The sequence below is a fragment of the Phenylobacterium sp. genome (genome assembly GCF_036563285.1).
Taxonomy (GTDB): domain Bacteria; phylum Pseudomonadota; class Alphaproteobacteria; order Caulobacterales; family Caulobacteraceae; genus Phenylobacterium.
The window spans coordinates 52,005-78,221 of record NZ_DATCMR010000010.1; the positions used below are offsets into that span (position 1 = coordinate 52,005).

The 26,217-nt window shown below is 70.4% G+C and carries 22 protein-coding genes; 9 read left to right on the plus strand and 13 right to left on the minus strand.

Annotation, left to right across the window (positions count from 1 at the left end; genetic code table 11):
• Positions 1–11 precede the first annotated feature (11 nt).
• The gene (locus VIL76_RS09825; RefSeq protein ID WP_332044846.1) at positions 12–593 is read left to right on the plus strand and encodes a hypothetical protein; all 582 of its coding nucleotides are present in this window, start codon (positions 12–14) and stop codon (positions 591–593) included.
• Here the strand turns inward: VIL76_RS09825 and VIL76_RS09830 are convergent.
• The 4 genes from VIL76_RS09830 to VIL76_RS09845 form a co-directional block, all read right to left on the minus strand.
• Positions 590–1,030: a hypothetical protein gene (locus tag VIL76_RS09830; protein ID WP_332044847.1), complete on the minus strand. Its 441-nt coding sequence runs from the start codon at positions 1,028–1,030 to the stop codon at positions 590–592. The genes VIL76_RS09825 and VIL76_RS09830 overlap by 4 nt on opposite strands.
• Positions 1,030–1,842 (minus strand): TIGR02587 family membrane protein, encoded by an 813-nt coding sequence (locus tag VIL76_RS09835; RefSeq protein WP_332044848.1) that lies wholly within the window; start codon positions 1,840–1,842, stop codon positions 1,030–1,032. The genes VIL76_RS09830 and VIL76_RS09835 overlap by 1 nt, the downstream gene beginning before the upstream one ends.
• A 66-nt stretch (positions 1,843–1,908) precedes the next feature.
• Positions 1,909–2,358: a group III truncated hemoglobin gene (locus VIL76_RS09840; protein ID WP_332044849.1), complete on the minus strand. Its 450-nt coding sequence runs from the start codon at positions 2,356–2,358 to the stop codon at positions 1,909–1,911.
• Positions 2,359–2,420: 62 nt separating this feature from the next.
• Positions 2,421–3,401, minus strand: a complete 981-nt coding sequence (locus VIL76_RS09845) for an aldo/keto reductase (protein ID WP_332044850.1) — start codon at positions 3,399–3,401, stop codon at positions 2,421–2,423.
• Between the two features lie 402 nt (positions 3,402–3,803).
• Here VIL76_RS09845 and VIL76_RS09850 point away from each other — a divergent pair, with 402 nt between their 5' ends.
• A complete protein-coding gene (locus VIL76_RS09850) occupies positions 3,804–4,205 on the plus strand; it encodes a hypothetical protein (RefSeq protein WP_332044851.1) in 402 nt (133 codons plus the stop codon).
• Here the strand turns inward: VIL76_RS09850 and VIL76_RS09855 are convergent.
• Entirely contained in the window at positions 4,202–5,578 is a 1,377-nt protein-coding gene (locus VIL76_RS09855) for a PAS domain S-box protein (RefSeq protein ID WP_332044852.1), read from the minus strand. The genes VIL76_RS09850 and VIL76_RS09855 overlap by 4 nt on opposite strands.
• Positions 5,579–5,811: 233 nt before the next feature.
• Between VIL76_RS09855 and VIL76_RS09860 the strand changes: the two genes are divergently transcribed.
• Both VIL76_RS09860 and VIL76_RS09865 read left to right on the plus strand, forming a co-directional pair.
• Positions 5,812–6,795, plus strand: a complete 984-nt coding sequence (locus VIL76_RS09860) for an MDR/zinc-dependent alcohol dehydrogenase-like family protein (protein ID WP_332044853.1) — start codon at positions 5,812–5,814, stop codon at positions 6,793–6,795.
• A gap of 11 nt (positions 6,796–6,806) precedes the next feature.
• A complete protein-coding gene (locus tag VIL76_RS09865; RefSeq protein ID WP_332044854.1) occupies positions 6,807–7,817 on the plus strand; it encodes a Gfo/Idh/MocA family oxidoreductase in 1,011 nt (336 codons plus the stop codon).
• 3 nt (positions 7,818–7,820) lie between these two features.
• On the opposite strand, the gene VIL76_RS09870 is transcribed toward VIL76_RS09865, so the two are convergent.
• The 3 genes from VIL76_RS09870 to VIL76_RS09880 form a co-directional block, all read right to left on the minus strand.
• Positions 7,821–9,920: a calcium-binding protein gene (locus tag VIL76_RS09870; protein ID WP_332044855.1), complete on the minus strand. Its 2,100-nt coding sequence runs from the start codon at positions 9,918–9,920 to the stop codon at positions 7,821–7,823.
• Between the two features lie 200 nt (positions 9,921–10,120).
• On the minus strand, positions 10,121–11,356 hold the full coding sequence (locus tag VIL76_RS09875) for an acyl-CoA dehydrogenase family protein (protein ID WP_332044856.1): 1,236 nt from the start codon (positions 11,354–11,356) through the stop codon (positions 10,121–10,123).
• A 62-nt stretch (positions 11,357–11,418) separates the two neighbouring features.
• Positions 11,419–13,236: a DUF885 domain-containing protein gene (locus VIL76_RS09880; protein WP_332044857.1), complete on the minus strand. Its 1,818-nt coding sequence runs from the start codon at positions 13,234–13,236 to the stop codon at positions 11,419–11,421.
• 110 nt (positions 13,237–13,346) lie between these two features.
• Here VIL76_RS09880 and VIL76_RS09885 point away from each other — a divergent pair, with 110 nt between their 5' ends.
• The 3 genes from VIL76_RS09885 to VIL76_RS09895 all read left to right on the plus strand — a co-directional run bounded on the left by VIL76_RS09885 (position 13,347) and on the right by VIL76_RS09895 (position 18,791).
• On the plus strand, positions 13,347–14,624 hold the full coding sequence (locus VIL76_RS09885; protein ID WP_332044858.1) for a serine hydrolase domain-containing protein: 1,278 nt from the start codon (positions 13,347–13,349) through the stop codon (positions 14,622–14,624).
• Between the two features lie 213 nt (positions 14,625–14,837).
• The gene (locus VIL76_RS09890) at positions 14,838–18,455 is read left to right on the plus strand and encodes a type I secretion C-terminal target domain-containing protein (RefSeq protein WP_332044859.1); all 3,618 of its coding nucleotides are present in this window, start codon (positions 14,838–14,840) and stop codon (positions 18,453–18,455) included.
• A gap of 102 nt (positions 18,456–18,557) precedes the next feature.
• On the plus strand, positions 18,558–18,791 hold the full coding sequence (locus VIL76_RS09895; protein WP_332044860.1) for a hypothetical protein: 234 nt from the start codon (positions 18,558–18,560) through the stop codon (positions 18,789–18,791).
• Here the strand turns inward: VIL76_RS09895 and VIL76_RS09900 are convergent.
• Entirely contained in the window at positions 18,788–20,755 is a 1,968-nt protein-coding gene (locus tag VIL76_RS09900) for an ATP-binding protein (protein ID WP_332044861.1), read from the minus strand. The two genes, VIL76_RS09895 and VIL76_RS09900, sit on opposite strands and share 4 nt — an antisense overlap.
• 186 nt (positions 20,756–20,941) lie before the next feature.
• On the opposite strand from VIL76_RS09900, the gene VIL76_RS09905 reads away from it, so the two are divergent.
• Positions 20,942–21,310 (plus strand): DUF3307 domain-containing protein, encoded by a 369-nt coding sequence (locus VIL76_RS09905; protein ID WP_332044862.1) that lies wholly within the window; start codon positions 20,942–20,944, stop codon positions 21,308–21,310.
• A 3-nt stretch (positions 21,311–21,313) separates the two neighbouring features.
• On the opposite strand, the gene VIL76_RS09910 is transcribed toward VIL76_RS09905, so the two are convergent.
• On the minus strand, positions 21,314–21,838 hold the full coding sequence (locus VIL76_RS09910; protein WP_332044863.1) for a sigma-70 family RNA polymerase sigma factor: 525 nt from the start codon (positions 21,836–21,838) through the stop codon (positions 21,314–21,316).
• Between the two features lie 263 nt (positions 21,839–22,101).
• On the opposite strand from VIL76_RS09910, the gene VIL76_RS09915 reads away from it, so the two are divergent.
• Positions 22,102–24,153 (plus strand): HWE histidine kinase domain-containing protein, encoded by a 2,052-nt coding sequence (locus VIL76_RS09915; protein WP_414695428.1) that lies wholly within the window; start codon positions 22,102–22,104, stop codon positions 24,151–24,153.
• A gap of 119 nt (positions 24,154–24,272) precedes the next feature.
• Here the strand turns inward: VIL76_RS09915 and VIL76_RS09920 are convergent, their stop codons facing one another.
• The 3 genes from VIL76_RS09920 to VIL76_RS09930 all read right to left on the minus strand — a co-directional run bounded on the left by VIL76_RS09920 (position 24,273) and on the right by VIL76_RS09930 (position 26,129).
• Entirely contained in the window at positions 24,273–24,536 is a 264-nt protein-coding gene (locus VIL76_RS09920) for a hypothetical protein (RefSeq protein WP_332044865.1), read from the minus strand.
• 74 nt (positions 24,537–24,610) lie between these two features.
• The gene (locus VIL76_RS09925) at positions 24,611–24,889 is read right to left on the minus strand and encodes a hypothetical protein (protein ID WP_332044866.1); all 279 of its coding nucleotides are present in this window, start codon (positions 24,887–24,889) and stop codon (positions 24,611–24,613) included.
• A gap of 61 nt (positions 24,890–24,950) precedes the next feature.
• Positions 24,951–26,129, minus strand: a complete 1,179-nt coding sequence (locus VIL76_RS09930; RefSeq protein WP_332044867.1) for a hypothetical protein — start codon at positions 26,127–26,129, stop codon at positions 24,951–24,953.
• Positions 26,130–26,217 lie beyond the last annotated feature (88 nt).

Below are 26,217 nucleotides of genomic sequence, written 5' to 3' on the forward strand. Positions count from 1 at the left end.
AGGGAAGGCGCATGAAGCGCGTCTACGATCCCGCGCGGGCCACCCGCGAGCGCCTGCTGGTCCTGGAGCAGCGGGAGAAGACCAGGGCGGAAGCCCGTCAGGTCGGCGACGGCGTGGCCGAGTCCGTTCACCTGGCGCGACGGCGCGGCGCGGCGTTCGAGAAGCCGTCAGCCGGCCACTCAGGCCGCGAAACCCCGTACCGGCGCATGACTGGGCTGGATTGGCTGATGAAAAAGGGCCGCATCACCGGCGCGCAGGCCCAGGCCGGCGAGCGCTACGGCGCCGTATACCGGCGGGCCGAGGCGGGGCCGAAGATCGGCTCGACGTTGGAGGTGCAGCCCGGCTTCGCCGATCCGGGGGGGCCGCCGCTCACCTTCGTGCTGGCGCAGGCGGAGGGCCGCCGCCAAGCGGAGGCCCAGCTCGGCCGCTACCGCGAGCGGCTGATGGGGCAGGCCGACCTTATCGCGGCTTGCGACCTCGTCTGCGGGCGCGAGCTCACCCCGCGCGAGGCGGCCGGCGCCGAGCGCGAGGCAGGCCGTCTGGAGGCGGTGCTGAAGGTGGCCCTGGACCTGCTGCTGGCGCCGGCGCGCTAGGGCTCGGCGTAGCCCTCGGCGCGGAGCTCGAGCTGGCCGCTGCTGGGGTCGTGCTGGAAGACCAGGCCGCCCCCGGCCTCGCCCTTCCCGGGCACATAGCTGAAGTGGGTGCGGCGCTCCTCGACCAGCTGACCACCGGCGCTCAGCCTGCCGACGATCTCCACGTCCGCCGCGGTCTCGAAGCTCGAGTTGCGCACCTTCACCGGCAGGGTGAAGCCGGCGTCGGCCCGCTGCGGCGCTCCCGCCGTCACGCTGAGGTTGGGCGGCGTGCGGTCGTCCGTGAGGCCCTCCCACGCGAGATAGCCCACCGCCGCCAGCGTGAGGGCGAGGCCCAGCGCCGCGGCGACCCACTCGGCAAGCGGCGTGCGTTCGGCGATGCTGCGGGTGGGCGCCTTGCGGGGCGCGGGCTTGCTGGCGGCGGGTTTGCGCGCGGCCATCAGACGACGAGCCTGGCGAGCGCCGCGCCGAGCGCCGCGGGAAGGCTCAGGACCACCACGGCGCGCACGGCGTCGCTCAAGCCACCCTCCACCCGGCCGAAGGTCCACAGGATGTAGGCGCTGACCAGCAGGGCGACGCCATAGCCGGCGACGGTGAAGTGCAGGAAGGCGCGGAACTGGCTGTCATGCGATTTCTGCCCCGCGAAGCCCACCGAGAACACCAGGGCGTGCAGGAGGACGAGCGAGGCCAGCACGAGGATCACGCCGTGCCACGGGCTCATCTTGAAGCCGATCAGGATCATCTCCTCGGTGGGCGCGACGTTGAAGGCGAAGAACAGGGCGCCGGCGGACATGAGGAACAGGTGGCCGACATAGCCGGCGCGGTCCTCCTTGGTGCGGCCGGGCGGGCCGCCCGTCAGTTGCTTGTTGGCGAGGACCGCGCCCATGCTGGCCGGGGCTGCCTGCACCACGATCATGCCCACGGCCTCCCGAATGGTGGTGTCGGGCCGGATCAGCCCCATCATCACCAGAAGGACAACCGAGACCACGCCGCCCACGAAGAGCGCTGCGAAGGCGTCCAGCACGTCGTCGGCGACCGTGGTGTCGTCGCGGAAGCCGGCGTAGCGGCTCAGGCCGATGACCACGCCCGCGGTGACCATCACGAAGAGCGCCAGCCGCAGCCGGTCCATGTGGAAGCCCAGCTCCCACATCTCCATAGTCATCAGCAGGGGAAAGCCGAAGATCAGCGCCCCGGCGGCAGCCCGCGCCAGCCCGCGGGCGTAGCTCTCCTCGCGGGCAAGTTCTGCGTTCATCGCGGAGCACAACGCGCGAACGGCCAAGCTTGATCCGCCGCCGGCTCTCAGCCGGCGCGGCCTCGGTCAGACCGCCTCGCCGCGGCTGGCGGCGATACCGAGCTGCAGGCTCGAGGCTATGGTCCGCGCGCGCGCCGTGAAGAGCAGGGCGGCCTCCGGTGGGCAGACCTTCTGCGCCGTATCGGCCCACAGCCCGAGCCACCGCTCGAAGAGGGGGGCATTGATCTCGGCGACCTGCAGGTGCGCCCGCATCGGGGCTCCATGGAAGCGGCCGGTCATCAGCAGCACCGACGACCAGAAGTCGCACAGCTTCGCCAGGTGGGCGTCCCAGTCGGCGATCCGCCTGTTGAAGATCGCCCCCAGCTCGGCGTCCTCGCGCACGCGCGCGTAGAAGCTATGCACCTGGGCGTGGATCATCTCCTCGGTCACGCCGACCGCATAGCCGGGGGCAAGCCGCGCACGGCGTTGGTCGCGGACCTCACGGTCGAGATCGGCGGGGAACTTCAGAGATGCCATGGTGGCATGGTTGCCGACGCCTGGGCGCGGGCGACATTCCGTAGAACTACCTAGATATGCGATCAGTCCTCGGTGTCGACGCTGGCCTGCATGGCCTCGTTGTAGCGCCGCCCCGCGACGGTGCGCTCGTTCACCAGTTCGTCCACGCGCTCGACCATCTCGGCCGACAGGCGGATGTCCGCGGCGGCGGCGTTCTCGCGCATGTGGACCGGATTGGTGGTGCCTGGGATCGGCACGATGTTCTCGTCCTTGGCCAGCAGCCAGGCGAGGCACAGCTGGGCCGGCGTGCAGCCGGCGTCCCGCGCCAGGGCCTCGAAGCGGTCGAGCAGCTTCAGGTTCTGCTCGAAGTTCTCGCCCTGGAAGCGCGGCATGCCGAGCCGGAAGTCGCCAGGCTCCAGCTCGGACACGTCACGCACGTTGCCGGCCAGGAAGCCGCGACCCACGGGCGAAAAGGCGACGAAGGCCACACCGAGCTCCCGGCAGGCGTCGAGCACCGCGATCTCGGGATTTCGGGTCCACGGCGAGTATTCCGTCTGCAGGGCGGTGATCGGGTGGACGCCATGGGCCCGCTTCAGGGTCGGCGCGGAGACCTCCGAAAGCCCGATCGCGCGGATCTTGCCCTCGGCCACTAGGTCGGCGAGCGCGCCGACGCTGTCCTCGATGGGCACGCGGCGGTCCCACCGGTGCAGGTAGTAGAGGTCGATCACCTCGGTCTGCAGCCGCTTCAGGCTGCGCTCGCAGGTGTCCTTCAGGTTCTCGGGCCGGCCGTCCAGGGCGCGCTGGTCACCGACCGTGAGACCGCACTTGGAGGCCAGCACATAGTCGCCGCGGCGGTCCTTCAGCACCTCGCCGACCAGAGTCTCGTTATGGCCGACGCCGTAGACGGCGGCAGTGTCGAGGAAGGTGTAGCCGGCGTCGAGCGCGCCCTTCAGCACCCGCTCGGCCTGCTCCCGGGGCGGCGGCGCGCCATAGGCGTGGCTGAGGCTCATGCAGCCGAGCCCGATCGCCGAGACCTCGAACTCGCCAACCATACGCCGGTCCATCGCCCGCTCCCCTGCTGCCGCCGCTCAAAGGGCCTCGCCGCGCCTCCGCGTCAAGCCGTGTGTCCAGGGTCACAGCCGCCCGGCTAGGGGTTGCGTATCTCCCGTACAGCCAAGCTCGGTCGGGGAGCGACCGGCGGTTTGAAGTCGTTGCGCTCGCGCTCGCCATCGCCTCAACGGCGGCGCGCGCGCCTCGGCGGCCCGGGGTCTCGGGGGAGGCCCTCTGCGGTGCGGGCGACCGCGCTGCTGCAGCTGGTGACGGGACTTCACCCCTCACTCGCCAGCCGGGCCTGCCGCCGGGGCTACGGCTCCGGTTCCCGCGTCCGGGTTGAATTATTCGTTAGAATACCGCCGGAACGCGAACCGGGTTTGCGAACTCATACGGGGCTTCAAGGACGAGCCCCGATGAAAACCTTCCAGCGCAGGCTGACCCTCCTTTTCCCCGCGGCTGCGGCCGCCTTCGCCCTGGCTGGGTTCGCCCACGCCGACGAGGCCGCCGAGGCCATGCCCTCTCCGCAGGGCACGGTCGGCGTGTGCGTCCGATGGGGCGCCGACGCCAACAAGCTGGCCGACGTCGTGGTGGTGGAGCCCTCGGGCGACCAGACCCTCGACACCGCCATCCCCGGCACCCTGCTCGGCATGCCGTGGAAGCGGCCGCAGGGCTATGGCGGCGAGTGGGTCGGCCTCTCCGTCGGCGTCGCGGGTTCGCAGCCCAAGGGCAAGGTCCCCGACTGCGCCTCGCTGGCCGCGGAGGACGTGACCGGCCCGGCCAGGCCGCTGGCGATCGGTAAGCTGCTGAAGGCCTAGGCGGCCAGCTGCAGCGGAAATTCCAGGCTCCAAACCAGTCCTTCCGGTTCGAACCGGAGCTCGGCGGCGCCGTTGAGCTCGGCGGCCATGGCGTCCAGCAGGCGAGAGCCAAACCCGCGGCTTTCCGGCGGCTTCACGGTCGGACCGCCGCGCTCCATCCAGGTGAGTGACACTCGCACGGGACGGGAATACCTGTCGCGCTCGACGTTCCAGTGCACCGAGATGCGCCCGTCAGGGCTGCTAAGCGCGCCGTACTTCGCCGCGTTGGTGCCGAGCTCGTGGAACGCCATGCTGAGCGCCAGCGCCGTATGCGGGGAGAGTGCGACGTCGGGGCCGGCGACCACGGCGCGGCCGCCCCCCCGGAACCCCAGCTCCTCCTCCACGATCTCAGCCAGGCTCGCGTCGGCCCAGCTGCGCCGCGTCAACCGGTCGTGCGCCTTCGAGAGCGCCACGAGGCGGCCCTCGAACCGGTCCTGGAAGTCGTCCAGGTCGCGGGCGTTGCGCGCAGTCTGCGACGCGAGCGACTGCACCGTCGACAGCGTATTCTTCACCCGGTGGTTCAACTCGGCCACCAGCAGCCGCCGCCGCTCCTCCGCCTGCTTCTGCTCGGTGACGTCGTGCACCACCCGCACGCCGTACAGGAACTCGCCGTCCGGCCCGTGCACGGTCGAGCTCATCACGTGCACCCAGACGCAGCGCCCGTCGGCACGGAGGTAGCGCTTCTGGGTGGCGTAGCGCTCGATGTCGCCACGCACCTGCCGCTCGAACTGCGAGCGGTCCGCCGGCGCGTCCTCCGGGTGGGTGATGTCGAAGACGCAGCGGCCCAGGAGCTCGGCCTTGTTGTAGCCGGTGATCTCGTGGAAGGGCTCGTTGACCCGCAAGAAGCGGCCGTGGCAGTCGACCTCGGCGATGCCCGCCAGCGCGTGCTCGTAAGTGGCGGCCAGCCGCTGCTGGGCCTCCCGCAGCTCCGCGTCCGCGGCGACCCGATCGGTCACGTCGACCGTGAAGCAGCGGGTGTTCCGGAAGTTTCCGGCCTCGTCGAAGCAGACGCTGGACGAGATCAGCACATGCTTGATCGAGCCGTCCTTGGCCTTCAGTCGAGCTGGGTATTTGTCGAGCGTCTCCCCCCGGGAGAGCCGGGCCAGAATATCCTCGATGGCGCCGGCGTCGGCGTGGAAGTCGCTGATCTGGCGGCCGAGGTACTCCTCCGGCTGGTAACCCAGAAGCTGCAGCTCCGCCCGGTTGGCGCGCAGGATCCGGCCGCCCCCGTCCACCAGGTGCAGGCCCACGGCGCCATTCTCGAAGAAATCCTCGAGCGTGTCGCTACGGTCGGGAATGCCGCCCTTGGCTGCAGTTTCGAGCGTGGCCGCCATCTCACCCCTGACCAGATGCGCGAGGCCGCACGGCGCCGCAGCGTCTGCCACGTCGCTTTTGAGGTGAACGCGCAACGGCGAAGCCTGTTCCGGGAACCAAGCGGCGCCTTCATCATTGTTCCCGAGGTGGGAGACGCCAGGACCGACGTTGGCCTGACGCGCGCGGCGCTTGCCGCGCGCGCGTTTGTCCGTGTGCCCCCCGCCGTGTGTGTCAGTCGCAGTGAGGGTGGGCGATGAGCGTGGCCGTGGCCGCAGAGCCTAAGATGCGGGCCGCCGTGGTGGCGGGGCCGGGGATGATCCGGATGGAGGAGGTCTCCCGGCCCGAGCCGGGGCCCGGCCAGGTGCGCGTGCGGCTGGAAGGCTGCGGCGTCTGCGCCTCGAACCTGACGCCCTGGGAAGGCCCGGAGTGGATGCAGTTCCCAACCGAGCCGGGCGCGCTGGGCCACGAGGGCTGGGGCGTGGTCGACGCCGTGGGCGAAGGCGTACAGGGTCTGCAGGTCGGCGACCGAGTCGCCGCACTCAGCCACAAGAGCTACGCCGAGTACGACGTCGCCGACGTGGGCGCGGTGGTGAAGCTGCCGGACAGCCTCGCCGGACAGCCGTTCCCGGGCGAGCCGCTGGGCTGCGCCTTCAACATCTTCCGCCGCTGCGACATCCAGCCGGGCCAGACGGTGGCCATCGTCGGCATCGGCTTCCTGGGCGCGATCCTGACCCGGCTAGCGACCGACGCCGGCGCGCGGGTCATCGCGGTGTCGCGCCGGCCGTTCTCCCTGGACCTGGCACGCGACATGGGTGCGGCCGAGGTCGTGGCGATGGACGACCACTGGCGGATCATCGAGCAGGTGAGGGAGCTCACCGGCGGCAAGTTCTGTGAGCGCGTCATCGAGGCGGTGGGCAAGCAGTGGCCGCTGGATCTGGCCGCCGAGCTCTGCGCCGAGCGCGGCCGGCTGGTGATCGCCGGCTATCACCAGGACGGGCCGCGGCAGGTGAACATGCAGCTTTGGAACTGGCGCGGTCTCGACGTCATCAACGCCCACGAGCGCGACCCGGAGGTCTATGCCCAGGGTGTGCGCGAGGCGGTGGAGGCCGTGGCCTCGGGCAGGCTCGATCCCAGCCCGCTCTACACCCACGTCTATCCGCTGGAGCGGCTCGACGAGGCGCTGAACGACACGCGCGATCGGCCGGACGGTTTCCTCAAGGCGCTGGTGACCTTCTGATGAGCGAGGTCATGGAGGAACCCCGAACGCGCGCGACCGTGCGCCGTCCGCGCCTGGGATTCCTGGGCGTGGGCTGGATCGGCCGCCACCGCATGGAGGCCATCGTGCAGACTGGCGCCGCCGAGGTGGCCGCCATCGCCGATCCGTCGCCCGATATGGCCGCCGAGGCCGGCAAGCTCGCACCAGGTGCCGAGGTCGTGGCCGGGCTGGATGAGATCCTCGCCGCCGACGTCGATGGGGTGGTGATCGCCACGCCGTCGGCCCTGCACGCGGAGCAGTCGATCGCGGCGCTGAACGCCGGCGTCGCCGTCTTCTGCCAGAAGCCCTTAGGCCGGACGGCGTCCGAGACTCAGGCGGTCGTGAACGCCGCGCGCGCCGCCGACCGGCTGCTGGCGGTGGACCTCTCCTACCGGTTCACAGAGGGCATGCAGCGGATCCGCGAGCAGATCGCGGCTGGCGAGCTCGGCCGTGTCTTCGCCGTCGACCTCGTCTTCCACAATGCCTACGGGCCGGACAAGCCGTGGTTCTACGACCCCGCGCTGTCGGGCGGCGGCTGTGTCATGGACCTGGGCGTGCACCTCGTGGACCTGGCGCTGTGGGCGCTGGATTTCCCTGCCGTTACAGAGGTCTCCAGCCAGCTCTTCGCCGGCGGCGAGCCGCTGGTGGGCGGCGACAAGGTTGAGGATTACGCCGTCGCCAACCTAGAGCTTTCGACGGGGACCGCCGTCCAGCTCGCCTGCTCGTGGCGGCTGCAGGCCGGCTGCGATGCGGTGATCGGCGCGTCCTTCTACGGCACGCTGGGCGGCGCGGCGCTGAAGAACGTCGGCGGCTCCTTCTACGACTTCACCGCCGAGCGCTACCGCGGAACGGTTCGCGAGACCCTGTCCGGGCCCCCGGACGCCTGGGGCGGCCGCGCCGCCGCCGACTGGGCAACGCGTCTGGCCGCTGGCGAGCGGTTCGATCCCGCGTGCGAGCGCCTGGTGGACGTGGCCCGGGCGCTCGACGCGATCTACGGCCGGTGACCGCTACAGGATGAAGTTGCCGAAGCCGCTCCAGTCGTAGCGGATGTCGACCACCGTATCGGCCCTCCCGTCGCCGTCCACGTCCAGGCTGAGCGAGGTGATATCGGTCACCGCGTCATAGGCGAGGGTGGCCTCGCCGGCGGTCCCGCCGAAGGCGGCCACCAGGGTGAAGGCGTCGTCGCCGGTCGTCGTGACGTCCGCGTCGATGCCGGACAGGTCGATCACGTCCCACTTCTCGAGGTCCATGATCAGGTCGCGGTCGGTGGGCTTGGAATCTTCGGCCCGCGTGTAGACGAAGTGGTCTTCGCCGCCCGCGCCCCACAGGACATCGGCGCCGACGCCGCCGGTCAGGCTGTCGTTGCCCTTGCCGCCGTCGAGGGTGTCCGCGCCGCCGGGGAACGAGCTGCCGTTCCAGGTGACGTCGATGTCGGTAACGATCGGTCCCGAGGTACCCGTGCCGTGGCTGTACGCCCGCACATGGCCGTCGCCGAGCAGGGTGTCGTCGCCCTCGGCGCCGTCGAGGTAGTCGCCGCCGGCCGCGCCCGCCAGCAGGTTCGCGTCGCCGTCGCCGGAGAGCTTGTCGTCGTAGATCGAGCCCGACAGGCCCTCGAAGCCCTTGAACTCCATGTTCCCCTGCAAGGTCCACTGTACGGAGCCCTGCAGCGCCAGCGAAGCCTCGACGCCGGCGGAGGTGATGTCCGTGGCGTTGCCGAAGAAGCTTAGGACGTCGACGTCGTCGCCGCCATCCAGGTAATGGTCGCCGGTCCCCACCTCGACGAGGTCGTCGCCTTTGCCCGCGTGGATGACGTCATTGCCGGTGACGCCCGTGGTGTTCGAGCCGCCCCAGATCCAGTTGGCGCCTTCGTCGCCGATGAGCTCGTCGTCGAAAATGGTGCCCGACAGGTGCTCGATGCCGGTGAGGTAGTCGTAGCCCTGGCTGCCGGTGTCCTGCCACGTCCCCTGCAGGTTGAGGTCGACCTTCACGCCGGCGGTGGCCCCGGAAGCGTACGCCGCCCGGTCCCAGCCGTCCTCACCGTGCAGCTCGTCGTCGTCCGCGTTGCCGTAGAGCAGGTCGTCGCCGTCGCCGGCCTTGATGACGTCCTTGCCCGCGTCGCCGCGCAGGTAGTCGTGGCCGTCCGCGCCGTCGATCTCATCGTCGCCCTTGCCTGCGCGCACGAAGTCGTCGCCGCCGCCGCCGTTGACGTAGTCGTTCCCGTCGCCGGCATCGAGGTAGTCGTTGCCGGGCGTCTCGCCGAAAACCGCGGCGCGGTCGTCGTAGCTGACGATGGGTCCGGAGCCGCCGATCCCGTGGGTGTCGACCATCCTCTGGCCGTCGCCGAGCAGGACGTCGTCGCCATCGTCGCCGTACAGCTGGTCGTCGCCCAGGCTGCCGGCGAGGTAGTTGTCGCCGCCGTCGCCGCTCAGGGTGTCTGCGTAGAACGAGCCGGACAGGCCTTCGAAGTTGAAGGCGTACATCGAGCCCTGCTGGGTCGCCTGGTAGGTGTGCTGCTGGGCCAGCGAGAAGACGACGCCGGCGCTGGTGATGTCGCTGCCGTTGCCGAAGAAGGACAGCACGTCGTAGTCGTCACCGCCGTTCAGCAGGTGGTCGCCGGCGCCCACCTCGATCAGGTCGTCGCCTGCGTCGCCCACCAGGGTGTCGTTGCCGGTGACGCCGCTGCCGTCCGAGCCACCCCAGATCCAGTTCGCGCTGGCCGTGCCCCAGAACACATCGTTGAACCGCGTGCCGGAGAGGTGCTCGATGCCGAGGAACTCGTCGTTGCCGTAGCCGGTGGCCTGCGCCCCGGGGGTGATCAGGTAGACGGTGGCGCCGTGCGTCGCGCCGCTGGAGAACGCCACCCGGTCCCAGCCGGCGCCGCCGATGAAGAGGTCGGCGCCGAGGCCGCCGTGCAGGAAGTCGTCGTCCGCGCCGCCGTCGAGCGTGTCGTCGCCGTCCTGGCCGCGCAGGATGTCATGGCCTTCGTGGCCCTCGATGATGTCGTTGCCGGCGCCCCCGTTGACCTGGTCGTTGCCGGCGAGCGCATAGACGGTGTCGTTCCCGGACGAGCCCGTGAAGACGTCGTCGTTGATGGTGAGCGTCGGCATGTGGTCCCCGTTCCCCGATGTGGCCGCGTACGGCCGAGCTTGCGGGCGCGGGGGAGCTCAGGCAACGGCCAATGCAATCTATCCACGCGATTGTGCACGCCGGGCGTGCGGCCGAAGCCTCCGGCCCTCCCGCGCCGGACGAAGCTCCAGCAGAGACGGGGAGGGGCTCCCAGGCCGTGACCTGGGTCACAGCCTGAGCGTCAGACCAGGTCTCCTCCACAGGCTCCCGCCGTGGTGCCGGTCGCCTTGAAGGCCTTGATGACGTTGCGCCCCGTGGTCCAGCGGTGGACCTCGTCGGGCCCGTCCACCAGCCGCTGCGAGCGGATGTGGGTGTACCAGCGGGCCAGCGGGGTATCGAGGCTGTAGCCCAGCGAGCCGTGCAGCTGGATGGCGGTGTCCACGACCTGGTGCACCATGTTGGCCAAGTAGACTTTGGCGATGCCGTTCTCCTGCCGAAGGTCCAGGCCCTTCTCCGCCTTGTAGGCGATGTGCAGCAGCATCAGGCGGCTGATGTAGAGCTGGGTGGCGCACTCGGCGAGCATGAACTGCACCGCCTGCCGCTCGGCCAGCGGCTTGCCGAAGGTCTCGCGGCTGGTGACCCGTTCGGCGGCCATGTCCAGCGCCCGCTGGGCAAGAGAAATGTTGTGCATGCCGTGGCGCAGGCGGCCGTAGGCCAGGCGGTGCTGGCCCATGTTGAAGCCGTTGCCCTCGCCGCCCAGCAGGTTGGCGGCGGGCACCACCAGGTTCTTGATCTCGATCTCGGCGTGGCCCCCGCCCATGATGTGGCTGAGCGGGCCCTCGAGCGCCATGGTCGGGATGTTCCGCTTGATGTTGTAGCCCGGGTTCGGCAGCTCGACGATGAAGGTGGAATAGCGCTGGTGGCGCGGCGCGTCCGGGTCGGTCATCGCCATGACCAGCGCCATGTCGGCCACCGAGGCCGCTGAAGAGAACCATTTCTCCCCGTTGAGGACGTAGTTCTCGTTGCCGTCCTTCACCGCCCGGGTCTGCATCCCGGTCGCGTCGGCGCCGGCGGCCTTCTCGGTCATCGAGTAGCAGACCCGCTTCTCGCCGTTCAGCAGCGGCTTCAGGAAACGCTCCTTCTGGTCCTCCGTCCCGTGCGTGAGGATGGTCATCATGGTGGCGTCGTCGGGACCCTGGGTGTTCATGGAGAGCGCGCCCAGGTAGCTCTCGCCCAGCTCCATCTGCACCAGCGCATTGGCCAGCGGCCCCAGCCCCATCCCGCCGTATTCCTTGGGGATGAAGGGGCACCATAGACCCTGCGCGCGGGCCTTCTGCCGGAGCTCACCCAGGATGGTCTTGTAGTCCTCGCCATCGATCAGCCGCTTCTCGGCCGGGATGCACTCGTCGTGCACCCACTGGCGCACCCGCTCGCGCAGGGCCTTGGCCTCGGCGGGAATCTCGAAGTCGATGGCCATGGCGCATCCTCCCTTTGTGGTTTGGACGACACCCTGGGGCGCTCACCGGGGGGAAGGCAAGCTCAGCGCGAGGTGCGGATCCAGTCGTCGACGCGCTTCTCCAGCAAGTCGAGCGGCACGGCGCCGGCGCCGAGGACCACCTCGTGGAAGGCGCGGATGTCGAAGCGCGTCCCCATCGACGCCTGCGCCTTCTGGCGCAGGGCGAGGATCTTCAGCTGGCCGATCTTGTAGGCGGTCGCCTGCCCGGGGCTGGTGAAGTAGCGGTCGACCTCGCGCACGGTGTCGAGCTCGGAGTTCAGGCTGTTGTTGCGCATGTAGGCGATGGCCTGATCCCGCGTCCAACGCTTGTGGTGGATGCCCGTGTCGAGGACCAGGCGCACCGCGCGCCAAATCTCGAGGCTGAGGCGGCCGAAGTCGTCGTAGGGGTCCTGGTAGAAGCCGGCCTCCTTGCCGAGCCGCTCGGCGTAAAGGCCCCAGCCCTCCGAGTAAGCCACGAAGCCGCCGAAGCGGCGGAACATCGGCAGGTCCGCCTGCTCCTGCTGGCGGGCGATCTGGAAGTGGTGGCCGGGCGCGCCCTCGTGGAAGGCGATGGCCGGAAGCTGGGGCTTCAGCGTCTGGGTCATGTCGGCCAGGTTCACGTAGAAGATCCCCGGCCTCGAGCCATCCTCGGAGGGACGGTTGTAGAAGGCGGTCGACGCCGTCTTCTCGCGGAACGGCTCCACCGCGCGGACGTCCAACGGCGCCTTGGGCAGGCGCGAGAACTGCTTGTCGGCGACGGCCATGTAGTCGGCAATCACCTTCTTGGCGTCCGCCAGGTACTGCTGCTTGCCGGCCTCGGTGTTGGGGTAGTGGAACTGGGCCCCGGCCTGGATGTGGCGGAAGAACTCCTCCAGCGTGCCCGTGAAGCCGACCCTTGCCTTGATCTGCTCCATCTCGCCGCGGATGCGGGCGACCTCGTCCAGTCCCGTCTGGTGGATCTGGTCGGCGGTCATGTCCGTGGTGGTCATGAACTTCAGCATGTCGGCGTAGAAGGCCTGGCCCTGGGGCAGGGCCCAGACGCCGTTCACGGTGGTCGCCTTCTTCGACATGGCGTCCAGCGCGGCCAGGTAGCGGGTGAAGCCGCGCCGCCATTCGCCCTTCATCGCCGCCTCGCCAGCCGCGAGCAGACGCGCCTTGGTGGCGGCGTCGGCGTTGAGCGCGCCGACCTTCTTCTTGAAGTCGGCCCAGACGGGGTGTTCGGGCCCGGCGTCGAAGGGGGCGCCCTTGAGCTGGTTCTGGGTATCCGGGATCACGCGCCCAAAGACGAACGACGGGGGCAGGAAGCCGCGGGCGGTGCGCTGGTCGATGTCGGCGCTGACTTCGCGGCCCACGCGCTCCACGGCCCGAAGCCGCGAGACGTAGGCCTCGGCATCGGCGACGCTGTCGACGCGGTGGTTGTTGATCAGGAAGACCGGGATGCCGTTCAGCGCCCCACCGCCCGAGCTCACGGCATAGCGGTGCCAGTACCAACGGTCGAGCCGGCGGCCGGTCTCCACCTGCTTCTCGAACAGGTCCCAGGAGACCTGCGAGCTCGGGCTCAGCCGATCGCGGCGGAACTCGCGCTTCATGCGGGCGAGCTGGCGCTCGGCGATCTCGCGGCCGCGCTTGCGGTCGGCCTCCGTGTAGTCGTCGAGCTCGCCGTAGCGCTCCTTGCGGCCGAGGTTGGTGAGGGTCTCGGGGCTCTGCCGGGCCGCCTCCAGGAAGGCCTGCTCGAAGAAGGCGGCGAGGCGGGCGTCCTCCGACTGGGCGGCGGCCGGCGCAGTGCGCGCGGGCTGGCCCAAGGCGTCCGTCGAGATGAGGGCGGCGCCCAGCGCCAGCGCCGAGCAGGCGGTGCGGAACATGGTGGAATCCCCGTTTGGCCGCCGACCTTAAGCGCCCGCGCGGCGGCTGCAATCTCTGCGCAACACCGGGCCCTAAACTCGCCCGCAACGACGACAAACGGGAGGGGCCGATGGCCTACGCAGTCTTGGATCGCCGCTCGATGCTGCTCGGGCTTGGGGCCGCGGCGGCCGCGCCGGGCCTCGGCTGGGCGCAGGTGGCGCAAGGCGTGGGCGCCATCCCCGGCGTGCCCGCGGCGCGTCCGGAGAGTGTCGGGCTCTCCAGCGCCGGCCTCCACAAGATCAACGCCATGATGGCCGAGCACATCGCGGCCAACCGGATCACCGGCGGTGTGACGGCGGTGGCGCGGCGCAATAAGCTCGTGCACTTCCAGCCGCACGGCTTCCACGACTGGGGCGCCAAGACCCCGATGCGGCCCGACGCCATGTTCGTGATGATGTCGTCGACCAAGCCGGTCACCGGCGTGGCGCTGCTCCAGCAGATGGAGCTCGGGCGCGTCTCCCTGTCCGACCCGGTCAGCAAGTACATCCCCGAGCTGAAGGCCGTCCGCGGCGCCGCCAAGCCTGGGACGCCTCGCCTGCAGCCAGGCCAGACCTACACCGACGACCAGCTGGAGCCGCAGGCCCGCGAGATCACCATCCGCGACCTCGCCACCCACACCTCGGGCCTCAACGCCGGCCCGCAGCGACGGCCGGGCGAGACCCTGGCCCAGTACATCCCGCGCCTGAGGGAGGCCGCGCTCGACTTCCAGCCGGGGACCCGCTGGGCCTATTCCGCCGTGGTCGGACCCGACGTGCTGGCCCGTGTCGTCGAGATCACCTCCGGCCAGCCCTACGATCAGTACCTGAAGCAGCACATCTTCGATCCCATCGGGATGAAGGACACCGCCCACAACCTGACGCCCGAGCAGTCGGGCCGCGTGATGCGCCGCTACGTGTACGAGAACGGCGCCTGGGCGACGCCGCGGGGCGGCGGCGGGCCGCCGATGCGGACCAGCTATTTCGCCGGCTCCTACGGCCTCGTCAGCACCGCGCGCGACTACCTGCTGTTCGAGACCATGCTGCTGAACAAGGGGACCATCCACGGCCGCCGGGTGCTGAAGCCGGAGTCGGTGGCGCTTATGAGCTCCAACCTGGTGGGCGACCTCTACCGCGGCACCCGTGGCGACACCCGCGGGACGGGCTTCGGGGTCCAGGTCCGCACGGTGCTGGACGCCGAGCTGAGCGGCTCAGGCCGGTCGAAGGGCGCGTTCGGATGGGGCGGCGCCTACGGCACCATGAGCTGGACCGATCCGGCCGAGCAGCTCGTTGCCGTGCTGATGATCCAGCAGCCGGTCGACGTCGTACAGCGCGATTTTCAGCGGGTGATCCGCGACGCCATCACCGCCTGACGCTCTGATCACGGATATTCGAAATTCCGGTCCGCTCCGGCCGGAACTTCGCCGTGGCCTCTCCGGTTGAGGCGCCGCTGGCCGCGCAAGCGGGGCTGTCGAAATTATCTTCGTCTCCAGCGGCTTGGCTGTAGGAACTTCGACGCCCCTCTTTCGGTTGGCTACCGGGGGAGGCGCGGCAGCGCGACTCCTTGTGCGTACTGGAGAGCGCAGATGGCCACGATAGTCACACCCCTCACCGATGGCGGCCGCGTCGAGGTCGAATGGGTCAACGGCGGTCAGCTGAAGGTCCAGAAGTACGACGCCAGCGGCGCCCCGGTCGGCCCGCAGGAGGTCAGCTCCCCCCTGATGAACAGCGCGGCCGGCCCTGAGGTCGTGGCCCTCGCCGGCGGCGGCTATGTCGTCGTGACGACGTTCGCCTCCAAGGGCGGAGCCCTTATCGACGCCCGCGTGTACGACACCGGCGGGCCGCGCGTCGCCACCCTCGACTTGCCGGGCGGCGGCCACGGCTACGACATCGCCGCCTCTCCGGACGGCGGCTTCCTGGTCGTCTCCATGGAGAAGGGGCAGGTCCCCCCCGGCGGCGGCCAGCCGGACACCCAGTACCATCCCTTCCTGACCCTCTACGACAACAGCGGGCAGGTGGTGCGCGGGCCCGTGCAGATCACCGGCGACCTGCCCACCATCACCGTCCAAGCCGACGGCGACTACCTCGTCCAGTGGAACGACGGGGGCATCGCCCGCACGCTCGAGATCGACCCGTCCAACCCGCCCGCGCTCGCCAAGCCCGCCGCGCCGACCCTCACCATCCTGGACGACCAGGGCAAGTTCCAGGGGCCGGTAACCGACTGGTCCACGGACGCGACGCCGGTCGCGCGGGTGGCGGTGACCCAGGTCGGTACCGTGTTGGTCACCCGCCACGACGGCGGGACCGCCTGGGAGAAGAGCCTCGACGGCGGGGTGCAGGTCACCCAGGCCGATGTGGACCGCGGCTATATCGACATCCCCGTGATCGGGTTCACGGGCGACGGCATGCCGAGCACCTGGTACGCGCGCTTCAAGAGCGCCGACGGGGTGGTGAGCGATCCGGTCCAGGACAGCTTCAGCTTCATCCTGCGGCCGGAGATCTGGACGGTCACCGACGACGTTGGTCCGCAGACCGGCGCCCTGGCGAACGGCGCGACCACCGACGACAGCACGCCCACCCTGCAGATCGGCCTCGAAAGCAGCGGCATGAAGGCCGGTGAGACGCTGTACGTCCGCGAGAACGGCACGGCTGTGGGCCAGACGGTGCTCACCGCCGACGACGTCGCCCGCGGCTATGCGAACATCACTACCACTCCGCTCAGCAACGGCGAGCACACGCTGTACCCGCACCTCGGCGGACCCAACCTGCAGTTCAAGCTCACGGTGGCGGCGTCGTCCAGCGCGCCCGCCGACAATCCCGCCACGCTGAAGGACTGGTCGGGCGCGGCGAACACCGGCCAGTCGCTGGTCAATCTGGGCGGCAACGAGCACGGCCTGCCGGGCGGCAGCTACGAGGCCTACTCGACCGGCACCCTGCACCAGTTCTACGTCTCCGCCCCCGACGGGGTGAAGACGCTGGTGATCGACGGCCACACTGTCATCGCCGACGGCGTGTTCACGCCCTCGTCCTGGGAAGCGTCCTTCGGCCTGGGCACATTTACGATCAGGAGCTTCGATCCCGACACGGGCAAGGTCACCATCATCTTCAACCTCGAAGAGGCGGTGCGGCATAACCCCGGCGCGAGCCAGGCTTTCTTCAACACCAGCGTCACCCTCACCGACACCGACGGCGATCAGACGAGCGGCCGGATCGACGTCACCATCTACGACGACCTGCCGAGGGTCTCGGCGGACACCGCCACGGCCCAGGTGGGAGCCGGCGCGGTCACCGGCCAGCTGTTCGCCAACGACGGCAGCGCCGACGGGCTGTCGCTCTGGGGGATGGGCGGCGCCCAGACCTCGGGAACCGTCACCCTCAATGGCGCGCGCGGTGTGCTCACTGTGCAGTCGAACGGCCACTTCAGCTACACCGCCAACAACGGCGCGACGAACGGGACCGACACCTTCACCTACGAGGTGGTCGACGGCGACGGCGACCGCGCGAGCTCCACGCTGAGCGTGCGGGTCGAGGAGGCGCCGAGCGGCGCGAGCGGGCGGGTGATCCAGTCGCCGGGGCCGGGCTCGACCCTGACCGGCGGGACGGGCGACGACACGCTGATCGCGAGCCAGGGGCCTGACCAGCTCACCGGCGGCGCCGGGGCGGACGTGTTCCGCTGGACCAGCACGCCCTGGCAGTTCGCCAACGTCACCGACTTCCGGGTCGGCATCGACCGGCTGGACCTGTCGCCGCTGCTGCAGCAGGCGGGCTACACGGGCTCGGACCCGGTGGCCGACAAGTACATCTGGATCGTCGACCGCGGCGCGGATGCCGGCATCCTGTTCGACCCCGACGGCGCGGGCCCGAACCCCCAGTGGCCGCACTTCGTGGTCAACCTGCAGAACGTCGAGACCTCCGGCCTAACCTGGGCGCAGCTCGCCGGCGCGGGGGGCGGCAACCCTCCACCGCCCACGGGCAGCACCGTCAACATCTCTCCCGCGACGGTCACGCACGCGGAAGGCAATTCCGGCCTCACCGCCTACAGCTTCACGTTGACCCGGACCGGCGACACCAGCCAGGTCGCCACGACGGCCTACCGCGTGCAGGGCTCGGGCGAACGGCCGGCCGACAGCGGCGACTTCCAGAACGGCTGGATGCCCAGCGTCTCGTTCGGCTGGAACGCAGGCGAGACCAGCAAGACGATCACCGTCTACGTGACCGGCGACACCGCGGCCGAGGGCGACGAGACGTTTAGCGTCGTCCTGCAGGCCAACAGCGGCGGCAGCAATCCGACCGCCGTCGGCCCCAATTCCACCGCCGTGGGCGTCATCACCAATGACGACGGCGCAGGCAGCGGGACCCCCGGGCAGGTCTACACCTCGCCCGGCCCGGGCTCGACCCTGCAGGGCGGCGCCGGCAACGATACGCTGATCGCCAGCCAGGGCGCTGACGTGCTGACCGGCAACGGCGGGGCCGACACGTTCGCCTACCGCGACATGCCCTGGTCCGCGGGCCGGATCACCGACTTTGCGATCGGCTCCGACCGGCTCGACCTGTCCGGCGTGTTCCAGGACATCGGCTACTCGGGGTCGGACCCCGTGGCCGACAGCCATGTGCGCCTGGTCAACGCGCTCGATGGGCGCAGCACTCATGTCTACATCGACCGCGACGGCGCCGGGACTGGCGATCAGTGGGGGACCTTCGCCTTCACCCTGGAAGGCGTGTACGGCGGCGGCGCGGCCGGTGCGAGGAGCAGCCTGACCTGGGCGCAGCTGACCGGCAGCGGCGGCGGCTCCGAGCCTCCGCCGCCTCCGCCCCCGCCGCCGCCAAGCGGCGACGGTCAGGTGCTTCGCTCCGACCAGTACGGGGACACCATCGTCGGCGGGGCCGGGAACGACACGCTCCATGCCGGCCAGGGGCCGGACCAGCTGACCGGCGCGGGCGGCGCGGACCACTTCGTCTATGGCGCACTGCCTTGGAACGCCGGCCGTATCACCGACTTCACCCCCGGGACCGACAAGCTGGACCTCTCCGGTCTGTTCGACGCGGCGTCCGGCGGCTCGGTCGAGTTCCGCGGCGATGGCCAGGGCAACACCCAGGTCTACTTCGACCGCGACGCCCCGAACAGTGGCGACTGGCCGTTCCTGATCACCACGCTGCAGGGGGTGGCCCCGGGACAGATCGGGGCTGCGGACTGGATCGCCTGACGCGGACGCGGCGAATAGGCACAAATCGGCGTCTAACGTCGGCCGGCTGACGTACGCCCGGATAACGCCGTGCTATGGGACTCCTGTCGAGGGAGAGCGTCCATGGCCGTGCACCGGCTGAAGTCTGCATCGCGGCTTGCGTCGGCGGAGCGTGAGCTTCCGTACTGTGTCGAGCTGCTCGAGGAGGAAGGCGCGGGGGGCCAAGCAACTGTGGTCGCCATGAGCCTGACCGCCGGCGTCGCCTACGCCGCCTACTACGCCGCGGCGCGGGAGTACTTCGGCCGCCGCGTCCAGCTGCGCCACAACGGGGCCGTCCTGGCCACCTTCACCGCCTAGGCGCGTCCGCGCCGGACAGGTTGCGCCGTCTCCGCCGGGTGCAGCAGCGACGCAATGGTCGAGAACAGCTTCTCCACCTCGATCGGCTTGGCCACATGGGCGTCCATGCCGGCCTTCAGGTAGGCGTCGAGCTGGTGGGTGAGCACGTTGGCCGACAGCGCGATGATCGGCGTGCGCCGCAGTCTGGCCCGCTGCTCGAGCTTGCGGATCTCACGGGTGGCGTCCTCGCCGTTCATCTCGGGCATCTGGACGTCCATCAGCACGATATCGAAGTCGGCCCCCGCGAAGGCCTGCACGGCCGCGCGGCCGTCCGGCACGATGACGAGCTCTGCGCCGAGCGGCTGCAGCAGAGAGCGCAGCACGAGCTGGTTGGTGGGATTGTCCTCGGCGGCCAGAATCCGCAGGGCGTCGGTCCCTGAGAGCTCCACCGGCTGGGCGGCGGCCTCCTCATCCAGGGCCTCGGCCGAGGTGGAGACCTGGGTCAGCGGCAGGACCACCGTGAAGGTCGATCCCGCGCCCGCCGTGCTGGCGACCGAGATCTCCCCGCCCATCAGCTCGACGAGCTCGCGGCAGATGGACAGTCCCAGGCCGGTGCCGCCGTAGCGGCGGGTGGTGGAGGCGTCGGCCTGGGCGAACTTGGCGAACAGCCTGGGCACGACGTCGGCATCGATGCCGATGCCGGTGTCCCGGATCCGAAGGATCAGCGGGCCGTCAGTGGCGTCGCGGCAGGCGGAGATGGTCACCGACCCGCTCTCCGTGAACTTCAGGGCGTTGGACACCAGGTTCGAGATGACCTGGCGCAGCCGCAGGGCGTCGCCCATCCAGACGCCGCGCACATCGGCCTGCACCCCGAGGATCAGCTCCAGGTCCTTCGCCGCGGCCGCGCCCTCGAAGGTGGCGCAGGCGGCGGACAGGGTCTTCTGCAGGTCGAACGGCGCCTCGCACAGCTCCAGCTTGCCGGCCTCGATCTTCGAAAGGTCTAGGACGTCGTTGAGCAGGCCGAGCAGCGCCTGGCCGGACTCGCGCACGACCCGGATGCGCTCGCGCTGCAGCGGCGTCAGCTCGTCGGCCTCGATCACCTGGGTCATGCCCAGCACGCCGTTCAGGGGCGTGCGGATCTCGTGGCTCATGTTGGCCAGGAACTCGGACTTGGCCACGTCGGCGGCCTGGGCCTGGCGAAGCGCCTGCGCGTTGTCGCGGAATACCCGGACCGAGCGGGCCATGGCGCCGATCTCGTCCTTGCGCTCGGCGCCATAGAGCGGCGTGTCGAGCTCGCCGGCGGAGAGCGCGTCCATCGCCTCGGCCAGCCGGCCGATCGGCCGCGCGATGCGGGTGGCCCCGATCCAGAGGGCGAAGCCGGCGCCGGCCGCCGCGGCGGCCACGGCCAGCGCCAGGCTCGTGATCCGGCCCAGGCGCGCGCGCTCGGCGGCCTGGCGGATCATCGCGGCGGTGTCCTCGTGGTAGACGTCGCCCCAGGCCTTGGCGTCGCGCGAGAAGCTGGCGACGGCGTCGTCCAACCGGGCGAAAGCGTGCTTGGCGGCCGCGGGATCGCCCGCCAGGGCCAGGTCGGCGCCGCGTCGGGCGTCGCGGTAGGCGGCGTCCATCCGGCCGGCGAACATGGCCGCCGCGCCGGCGGTGGCGGGATCGTACCGCGCCATCAGCCGCAGGCTCTCGCGCCCCTCGTGGTAGGCCTTGTCCAGCTCGGCGGAGGCGCGCTGGGCGGCCGCGGGGTCCTCGCTGAAGATCAAGGTGCGGTAGGCGGAATAGCCGACGACGCTGACGCGGCGGTTGAACCGCGCCGACATCACCTCGGCCGGCGAGCGGTGCTCGACCAGGATCTGGGCCGCGCGGGCGACCTGCTGCTCCTGCCAGAATCCGATGCCGGTGCAGATCAGCGCCACGACCGCCAGGATGACGGTCGGCAGCACGACCTTCGTCGAGATCTTGAGATCGTCGAGCTTCATTCGACCAGGCGCCTCTCCCCAGCCGTCAGCCTGCCTCTGGCGCCGTGAAGGTCCGGTAAATTCTGGAGAATTCGCCAAAACGTTTGCCGGGGGCAGCCTGCGGCGCGGTGTGACCGGGGTCACGGCGAGGCGGCCGCGAAGGGCGCTTGCTGGACTCTCAGGGTTTCTCCGGCCCCGTGAGGCTCAATGTTGCAGCTTGCCTTCTGGTTGGTGGCGTCGCACGCGGTGTGCGACTTCGCTCTCCAGCCCGACGCGATGGCCAGGGGCAAGAGCCGCCGGCACGGGGTCATCCTGGCCGGCGACCAGCGTCACGAGCCGGGCTGGCTGATGTGGCTCTCGGCGCATTCCATGGTCCACGCCGCGGGCGTCGCCGGCGCCCTGGCCATCGTCGGCCGCGCGGACCTCTGGTGGCTCGGTCTGGCCGAAGCCGGCCTGCATGGCGCGATCGACCACCTCAAGTCCGACCGCCGCATCACCATGATCACCGACCAGGTCCTCCACCTCGCCTGCAAGGCTCTGTGGATCGCAGCGGCGGCGGCTCTGCCTGAGGTCTAGGGCCTAAGCGGCGGCCTTACCGGCGCGGAGGCGGTCGAAATCGTCGACGATAGCCTTCAGCGGTTCGGTGCAGCGCGGCGCAGGCGCCGTGCGGCCGCGGAAGAGGATGGCCTCGAGCTCGTCGCGGGCGCGGCGGACCCGGCTCTTCACCGTGCCCACCGGGCAGCCGACGATCTGCGCCACCTCGTCGTAGGAGAGCCCGCCCGCGCCAACCAGGATCAGCGCCTCGCGCTGGAAGGCGGGCAGCATGGCGAGCGCCCGGCGGACGTCCTCCAGCTCGACGTTGATGGAGGGGTCGTCCGGGGCCATCAGGGTGCGCTCGATCACGTCGGCGTCGAACTCCGCGCGCCACTTCAGCCGGCGCTGGCCCGAGTAGTAGCGGTTGCGCAGGATGGTCGAGAGCCAGGCCCTGAGGTTGGTGCCCGGCTGGAACTGGCTGCGGCACTGCCAGGCCTTCAGGATGGTCTCCTGGGCGATATCCTCGGCGAGCTCTGGGTCACGGCAGAGGCTGCGCGCGAAAGCGCGCATGAACGGGGCTGCTGCAAGCAGCTCCCGCTCGAACCCGTCTTGGACTGGACTCGTAGTCTGGCTCATCTTCGCCCCCCCTACGGCGGCAGAAACGACTAAAGCCAAGCTTGGTTCCCGAAATCGCCGTTTCAAGCCGTTTGAACCGGGCTTGGCCACATGCGTTCGATCAAATGAAAATGGCCGGGGCGGGATAGGTGTCGACGGACATCCGCAGTCAGTGGCGACCCGGCGCACGCGACCTCCCGGCGTTGGCGGTCCTCGTCGTGGCTTATTCGGCAGCGGCGGTCGGCGGGTTGCAGTGGACCATCGTGCCCGGCGCGGGCACCGCCGTGTGGCCGGCCTCCGGGATCGCCTTCGCCGCCCTGGTGCTCGGCGGCGCCCGGCTGTGGCCGGGCGTGTTCCTGGGCCGGCTTCTCGCCGCCCTCGTGGTGAGCTCGCCTCAGCCCTGGTGGGTCGACGCCGGGGTCGCCGCCGCCACGACGCTCGGCGCCCTGGTCCCGGTCTGGATGATCCGGCGGGCCGGCGGCATAGATCCGCGGCTTGGCAGCCTGAAGGACATGGTGCGCCTGATCGGCCTCGGCGCGGTTCTGGGGGCCGTGATCTCCGGGCTGGGCGCGAGTGCGGCGCTGGCCGCGGCCGGCATGCCGGGCTCCCGGGTGCTGCTGTTCTTCGAGACCTGGGCCTTCGGCTTCGCCGTCGGCGTGATGGTGGTGGCGCCGGCGATCCTGGCTTGGTGGCGCCGGGACGAGCGCGCCATGACGGTGCTGGGATGGCTGCACCTGGCGGTCTGCCTGGGAGCGATAGCCCTGGTGGCGGGCATCGTCTTCACTGGGCCCCCGGACGCGCCCTACCGTACCTGGCACCTGTTTCCGGTCCTCGTCTGGGCGGCGCTGGCGTTCAGCGTGCGCGGCGGCGCGCTCGCCCTGATGATCACCTCCGGGCTGGCCATCTACGGCACAGTCAAGGGGCTGGGGCCGATGTCCATCGTCGAGGATAGCGCCGCGGGCCGGCTGCTGATCGCCCAGCAGTTCGCCGCCGCCAGCGGAGTGACCGTGCTGATCCTGGCGGCGGTCGCCGACGAGCGCCGCGGGAGCGCCAAGCTCGCCAAGAGCGAAGCGCGGCTGCGGGCCGAAACCGAGGCCCTGGAAATCCTCAACGCCACGGGCGCGCTCATCGCCGCCGAGCTCGACCAGGCGACGGTGGTCCAGAAGGTCACCGACGCGGGCGTGGCGCTGACCGGCGCCGAATTCGGCGCCTTCTTCTACAACGTGGTCCAGGACGACGGCGGGTCCTACACCCTGTACACGCTCTCCGGAGCCCCGCGGGAGGCGTTCGAGAACTTCGGCATGCCGCGCGACACCGAGGTCTTCCACCCGACCTTCGCCGGAACCCACATCGTCCGCTCCGACGACATCACCAAGGACCCGCGCTACGGCAGGATGGCGCCGCACCACGGCATGCCGGCGGGGCACCTTCCGGTGCGCAGCTACCTGGCGGTGCCGGTGAAGTCGCGCTCCGGCGAGGTGCTGGGCGGGCTGTTCTTCGGCCATTCGGCTCCCAGCGTGTTCGATGAGCGCGCCGAGCGGATCATGGCCGGGATCGGGGCCCAGGCGGCGATCGCAATCGACAACGCCCGGCTCTACCAGTCCGCCCAGCGGGAGCTGGCCGAGCGCCGACGCGCCGAGGAGCACCAGCGGCTGCTGATCAACGAGCTGAACCACCGGGTGAAGAACACGCTGGCCACCGTACAATCCATCGCCGCCCAGACCGCCCGTTCGGTGCAGGATCCAGCGGAGGCCAACGACGCCTTCCTGGCCCGCCTCATGGCGCTGTCGCGCGCCCACGACGTGCTCACCCGCCAGAGCTGGGAAGGCGCGGACCTGGCGGCGGTGGTGCAGGGCGCCATCACGCCCTTCGACGGGACCGGCGGCGAGCGGTTCCGGCTGTCGGGGCCGTCCGTCTGGCTCGAGCCACAGATGGCGCTCGCCCTGGCCATGGCGCTGCACGAGCTGGGTACGAACGCGTCGAAATACGGCGCCCTCTCCGCCGCGACAGGGCGGGTGGAGGTGGACTGGTCACTGCGCCCGGCCAAGCCTGACGCCCTGCTGACGCTCACGTGGCGCGAGACCGGCGGGCCCAAGGTCGAGCGGCCCACACGCAAGGGCTTCGGCTCGCGCCTGCTGGAGCGCGGCCTGCCGCACGAGCTCGGCGGGACCGTCGACCTGGATTACCGCCCCGGCGGCCTCGTCTGCACGATCGAGGCTCGGCTGGCGGGCGCCGGAGACGCCGCGGATATGCGGTCCATAACCGCCTGATCGGAACAGCTTGGCCGTGACCGCGTTTTCAAAACGCAAGCTCTTCGACGCTGGTCACGCGAGAGCTCGGCCCCCGGCCGCGCCCCCATTCCCCCGTCGGCCGGGGGCCTCTTCGCCCTTCAGGCAAGCTCCAGCCGGCGCTCGCGCGCGGCCTTCGGCAGGCCGGCGTCGCCGAAGTACCGCCGGGTCGCGATGAGCCCGCCCTGGCGGTCGTGCACGGAGAGCCGCACGTCCGAGCCCAGCTCCGCGAGGCAGGCGGCGAGGCTGCGGGCCTTCTCTTCCGCCCGTGCGCCCGACAGGAACATCAGTTCGCCTGTCATCTCGCACTCCACGCACCAGCCGCCCGCGACGGGGCGCACGGTGATCTGGCGATCCTTGGCCACGGCTTGTCCTCCCTTGCGGGCAGATTGCGCCTGCTTGGCCGTACCGGCCATTCACACTTTCGCGCGGAACGAGCTTAAGCCTCGGCTTCCCATTGCGGGCGGCCGGCCTGCATGCGCCAGGTCCCCAGCCATTCGAGGGCGCCTTCCTCGCGCCCGCGGCCGACGTGCATTGCGAGCGCGCCGCTGCCGTTGGGCAGGGCCGCCTGGGAGATCAGCATCAGCCGCGCTTCCTCGATGGCCGCGGCGTCGGACGCCTGGCCCAGGACGCGCGTCCATTCGGGCTCTCGGCCGCCCCGCAGACAGCGGAAGGTGTAGTCGCCCAGCACCATGATTGTCGGAAAGGCCCGCCCCAACAGGATGCATCGCTGATACACGGCTGGCGCGTAGGATCAAGCGATACGCGGCGCGCGATGGTTAAGCGATGCGCCGCTGCGCCTCGCCGAGCTCCAGGGTGGGGTCCGCGGCCTCGCCGGCGGCAATGTTGGGCTGGCGCTGCAGGACGCCGAGGCTGGCCTCGAAGTCCTGCACGATCTCGACGAGCTCCAGCGCCGGGATGCCGTGGGCGCAGCCGTCGGGGAAGCGGTAGCGCCAGAAGCTGGCGATGTGGGAGATCGCCCCGATCCGCTCGCCCAGCATGGTGAACATGGTCGGCGCCTTGATCAGGAAGTCGCGGAAGGGGGCGGTGCGGCCGCCCTCGGTCAGGTCGGCGAAGGCGTGGTCGTAGAGGCTGAGGGCTTCCAGCACCTCGGCGCGGTGCACGGCGATGGCGCGGGCCAGGCGCTGCACGGCGCCATCGAGGTAGATGCTCAGCTCCAGCTCGCCCAGGCCGCGGGAGCGGATCTGCTGGAGCTCGGCGACGACGGCGCCGAGCCTTGGCCAGAGCTCCGAGAGCATCCACTTGTAGTAGAGGAAGCCCTTCCAGCTGAATACCCCCTCCCGGTATGCGTCGCCTTCCAGGTTGAGGGTCAGGCGCAGGGGCTCGAGGCGCTCGTCGATCTGGGTGGAGAGCAGGATCTTCACCAGCTTGGCGGCCTCGTCGCCGGAGTCCCGCTTGTTGGCGTAGGCGAGCTCGATGAGCCGGCCGATCTCCTCGCCCACGAAGGCCTGCATGCGCCGGCAGTCGGCCTCGGAGATGGCGAAGTAGCAGGGGGCGATGTCGATCTGGTGGGTCTTGAAGTGCTCGCGCAGCAGGAACGGGTCGAGGGAGGGCAGGGCGTTGAGCAGCTCCACGACGCGGCGGTCGCGCTGGAACTCGGCCGGGCCCCGGCACAGGTCGAGCAGCATGGCCTGCCAGCCCCGCTGGCCCACGAACATGGCGCGTGCGCCCAGCCCCAGCTCCGAGGTGTGGAACGGGATGATGATCTTGGTGGCCGAGGTGGGCGCGCCGTCGAACAGGTCGCGCTCGTCGGCGCGGATCTTGTGCTTGACGATGATCGCGGTGTTGAGCAGCGGGCTGGAGAAGAACGGGCGGGCAGAATAGTCGGGCTCGGCCGCGTCGCGCTCCCATACGGCGGTCAGGTTCAGCACACGGCTGGTCGAGCCGGCGCTGTGCAGCGCCGGCAGCGGCCGGATCTCCCGGGCTGAGGTGACCATAGGGCGCGATATCCCGCGTACTCAAAACCGCGGTTAACCTCGCAGCCCCCTGGTATTGTTCGTCTTAAGCCCTGCCTGCGGCAGGCTG

Excerpts from the sequence above, each read along its gene's own strand:
- VIL76_RS09825 (WP_332044846.1), top strand. The coding sequence starts at position 12 with ATGAAGCGCGTCTACGATCCCGCGCGGGCCACCCGCGAGCGCCTGCTG.
- VIL76_RS09830 (WP_332044847.1), bottom strand. The coding sequence starts at position 1,030 with ATGGCCGCGCGCAAACCCGCCGCCAGCAAGCCCGCGCCCCGCAAGGCG.
- VIL76_RS09835 (WP_332044848.1), bottom strand. The coding sequence starts at position 1,842 with ATGAACGCAGAACTTGCCCGCGAGGAGAGCTACGCCCGCGGGCTGGCG.
- VIL76_RS09840 (WP_332044849.1), bottom strand. The coding sequence starts at position 2,358 with ATGGCATCTCTGAAGTTCCCCGCCGATCTCGACCGTGAGGTCCGCGAC.
- VIL76_RS09845 (WP_332044850.1), bottom strand. The coding sequence starts at position 3,401 with ATGGACCGGCGTATGGTTGGCGAGTTCGAGGTCTCGGCGATCGGGCTC.
- VIL76_RS09850 (WP_332044851.1), top strand. The coding sequence starts at position 3,804 with ATGAAAACCTTCCAGCGCAGGCTGACCCTCCTTTTCCCCGCGGCTGCG.
- VIL76_RS09855 (WP_332044852.1), bottom strand. The coding sequence starts at position 5,578 with ATGGCGGCCACGCTCGAAACTGCAGCCAAGGGCGGCATTCCCGACCGT.
- VIL76_RS09860 (WP_332044853.1), top strand. The coding sequence starts at position 5,812 with ATGAGCGTGGCCGTGGCCGCAGAGCCTAAGATGCGGGCCGCCGTGGTG.
- VIL76_RS09865 (WP_332044854.1), top strand. The coding sequence starts at position 6,807 with ATGGAGGAACCCCGAACGCGCGCGACCGTGCGCCGTCCGCGCCTGGGA.
- VIL76_RS09870 (WP_332044855.1), bottom strand. The coding sequence starts at position 9,920 with ATGCCGACGCTCACCATCAACGACGACGTCTTCACGGGCTCGTCCGGG.
- VIL76_RS09875 (WP_332044856.1), bottom strand. The coding sequence starts at position 11,356 with ATGGCCATCGACTTCGAGATTCCCGCCGAGGCCAAGGCCCTGCGCGAG.
- VIL76_RS09880 (WP_332044857.1), bottom strand. The coding sequence starts at position 13,236 with ATGTTCCGCACCGCCTGCTCGGCGCTGGCGCTGGGCGCCGCCCTCATC.
- VIL76_RS09885 (WP_332044858.1), top strand. The coding sequence starts at position 13,347 with ATGGCCTACGCAGTCTTGGATCGCCGCTCGATGCTGCTCGGGCTTGGG.
- VIL76_RS09890 (WP_332044859.1), top strand. The coding sequence starts at position 14,838 with ATGGCCACGATAGTCACACCCCTCACCGATGGCGGCCGCGTCGAGGTC.
- VIL76_RS09895 (WP_332044860.1), top strand. The coding sequence starts at position 18,558 with ATGGCCGTGCACCGGCTGAAGTCTGCATCGCGGCTTGCGTCGGCGGAG.
- VIL76_RS09900 (WP_332044861.1), bottom strand. The coding sequence starts at position 20,755 with ATGAAGCTCGACGATCTCAAGATCTCGACGAAGGTCGTGCTGCCGACC.
- VIL76_RS09905 (WP_332044862.1), top strand. The coding sequence starts at position 20,942 with ATGTTGCAGCTTGCCTTCTGGTTGGTGGCGTCGCACGCGGTGTGCGAC.
- VIL76_RS09910 (WP_332044863.1), bottom strand. The coding sequence starts at position 21,838 with ATGCGCGCTTTCGCGCGCAGCCTCTGCCGTGACCCAGAGCTCGCCGAG.
- VIL76_RS09930 (WP_332044867.1), bottom strand. The coding sequence starts at position 26,129 with ATGGTCACCTCAGCCCGGGAGATCCGGCCGCTGCCGGCGCTGCACAGC.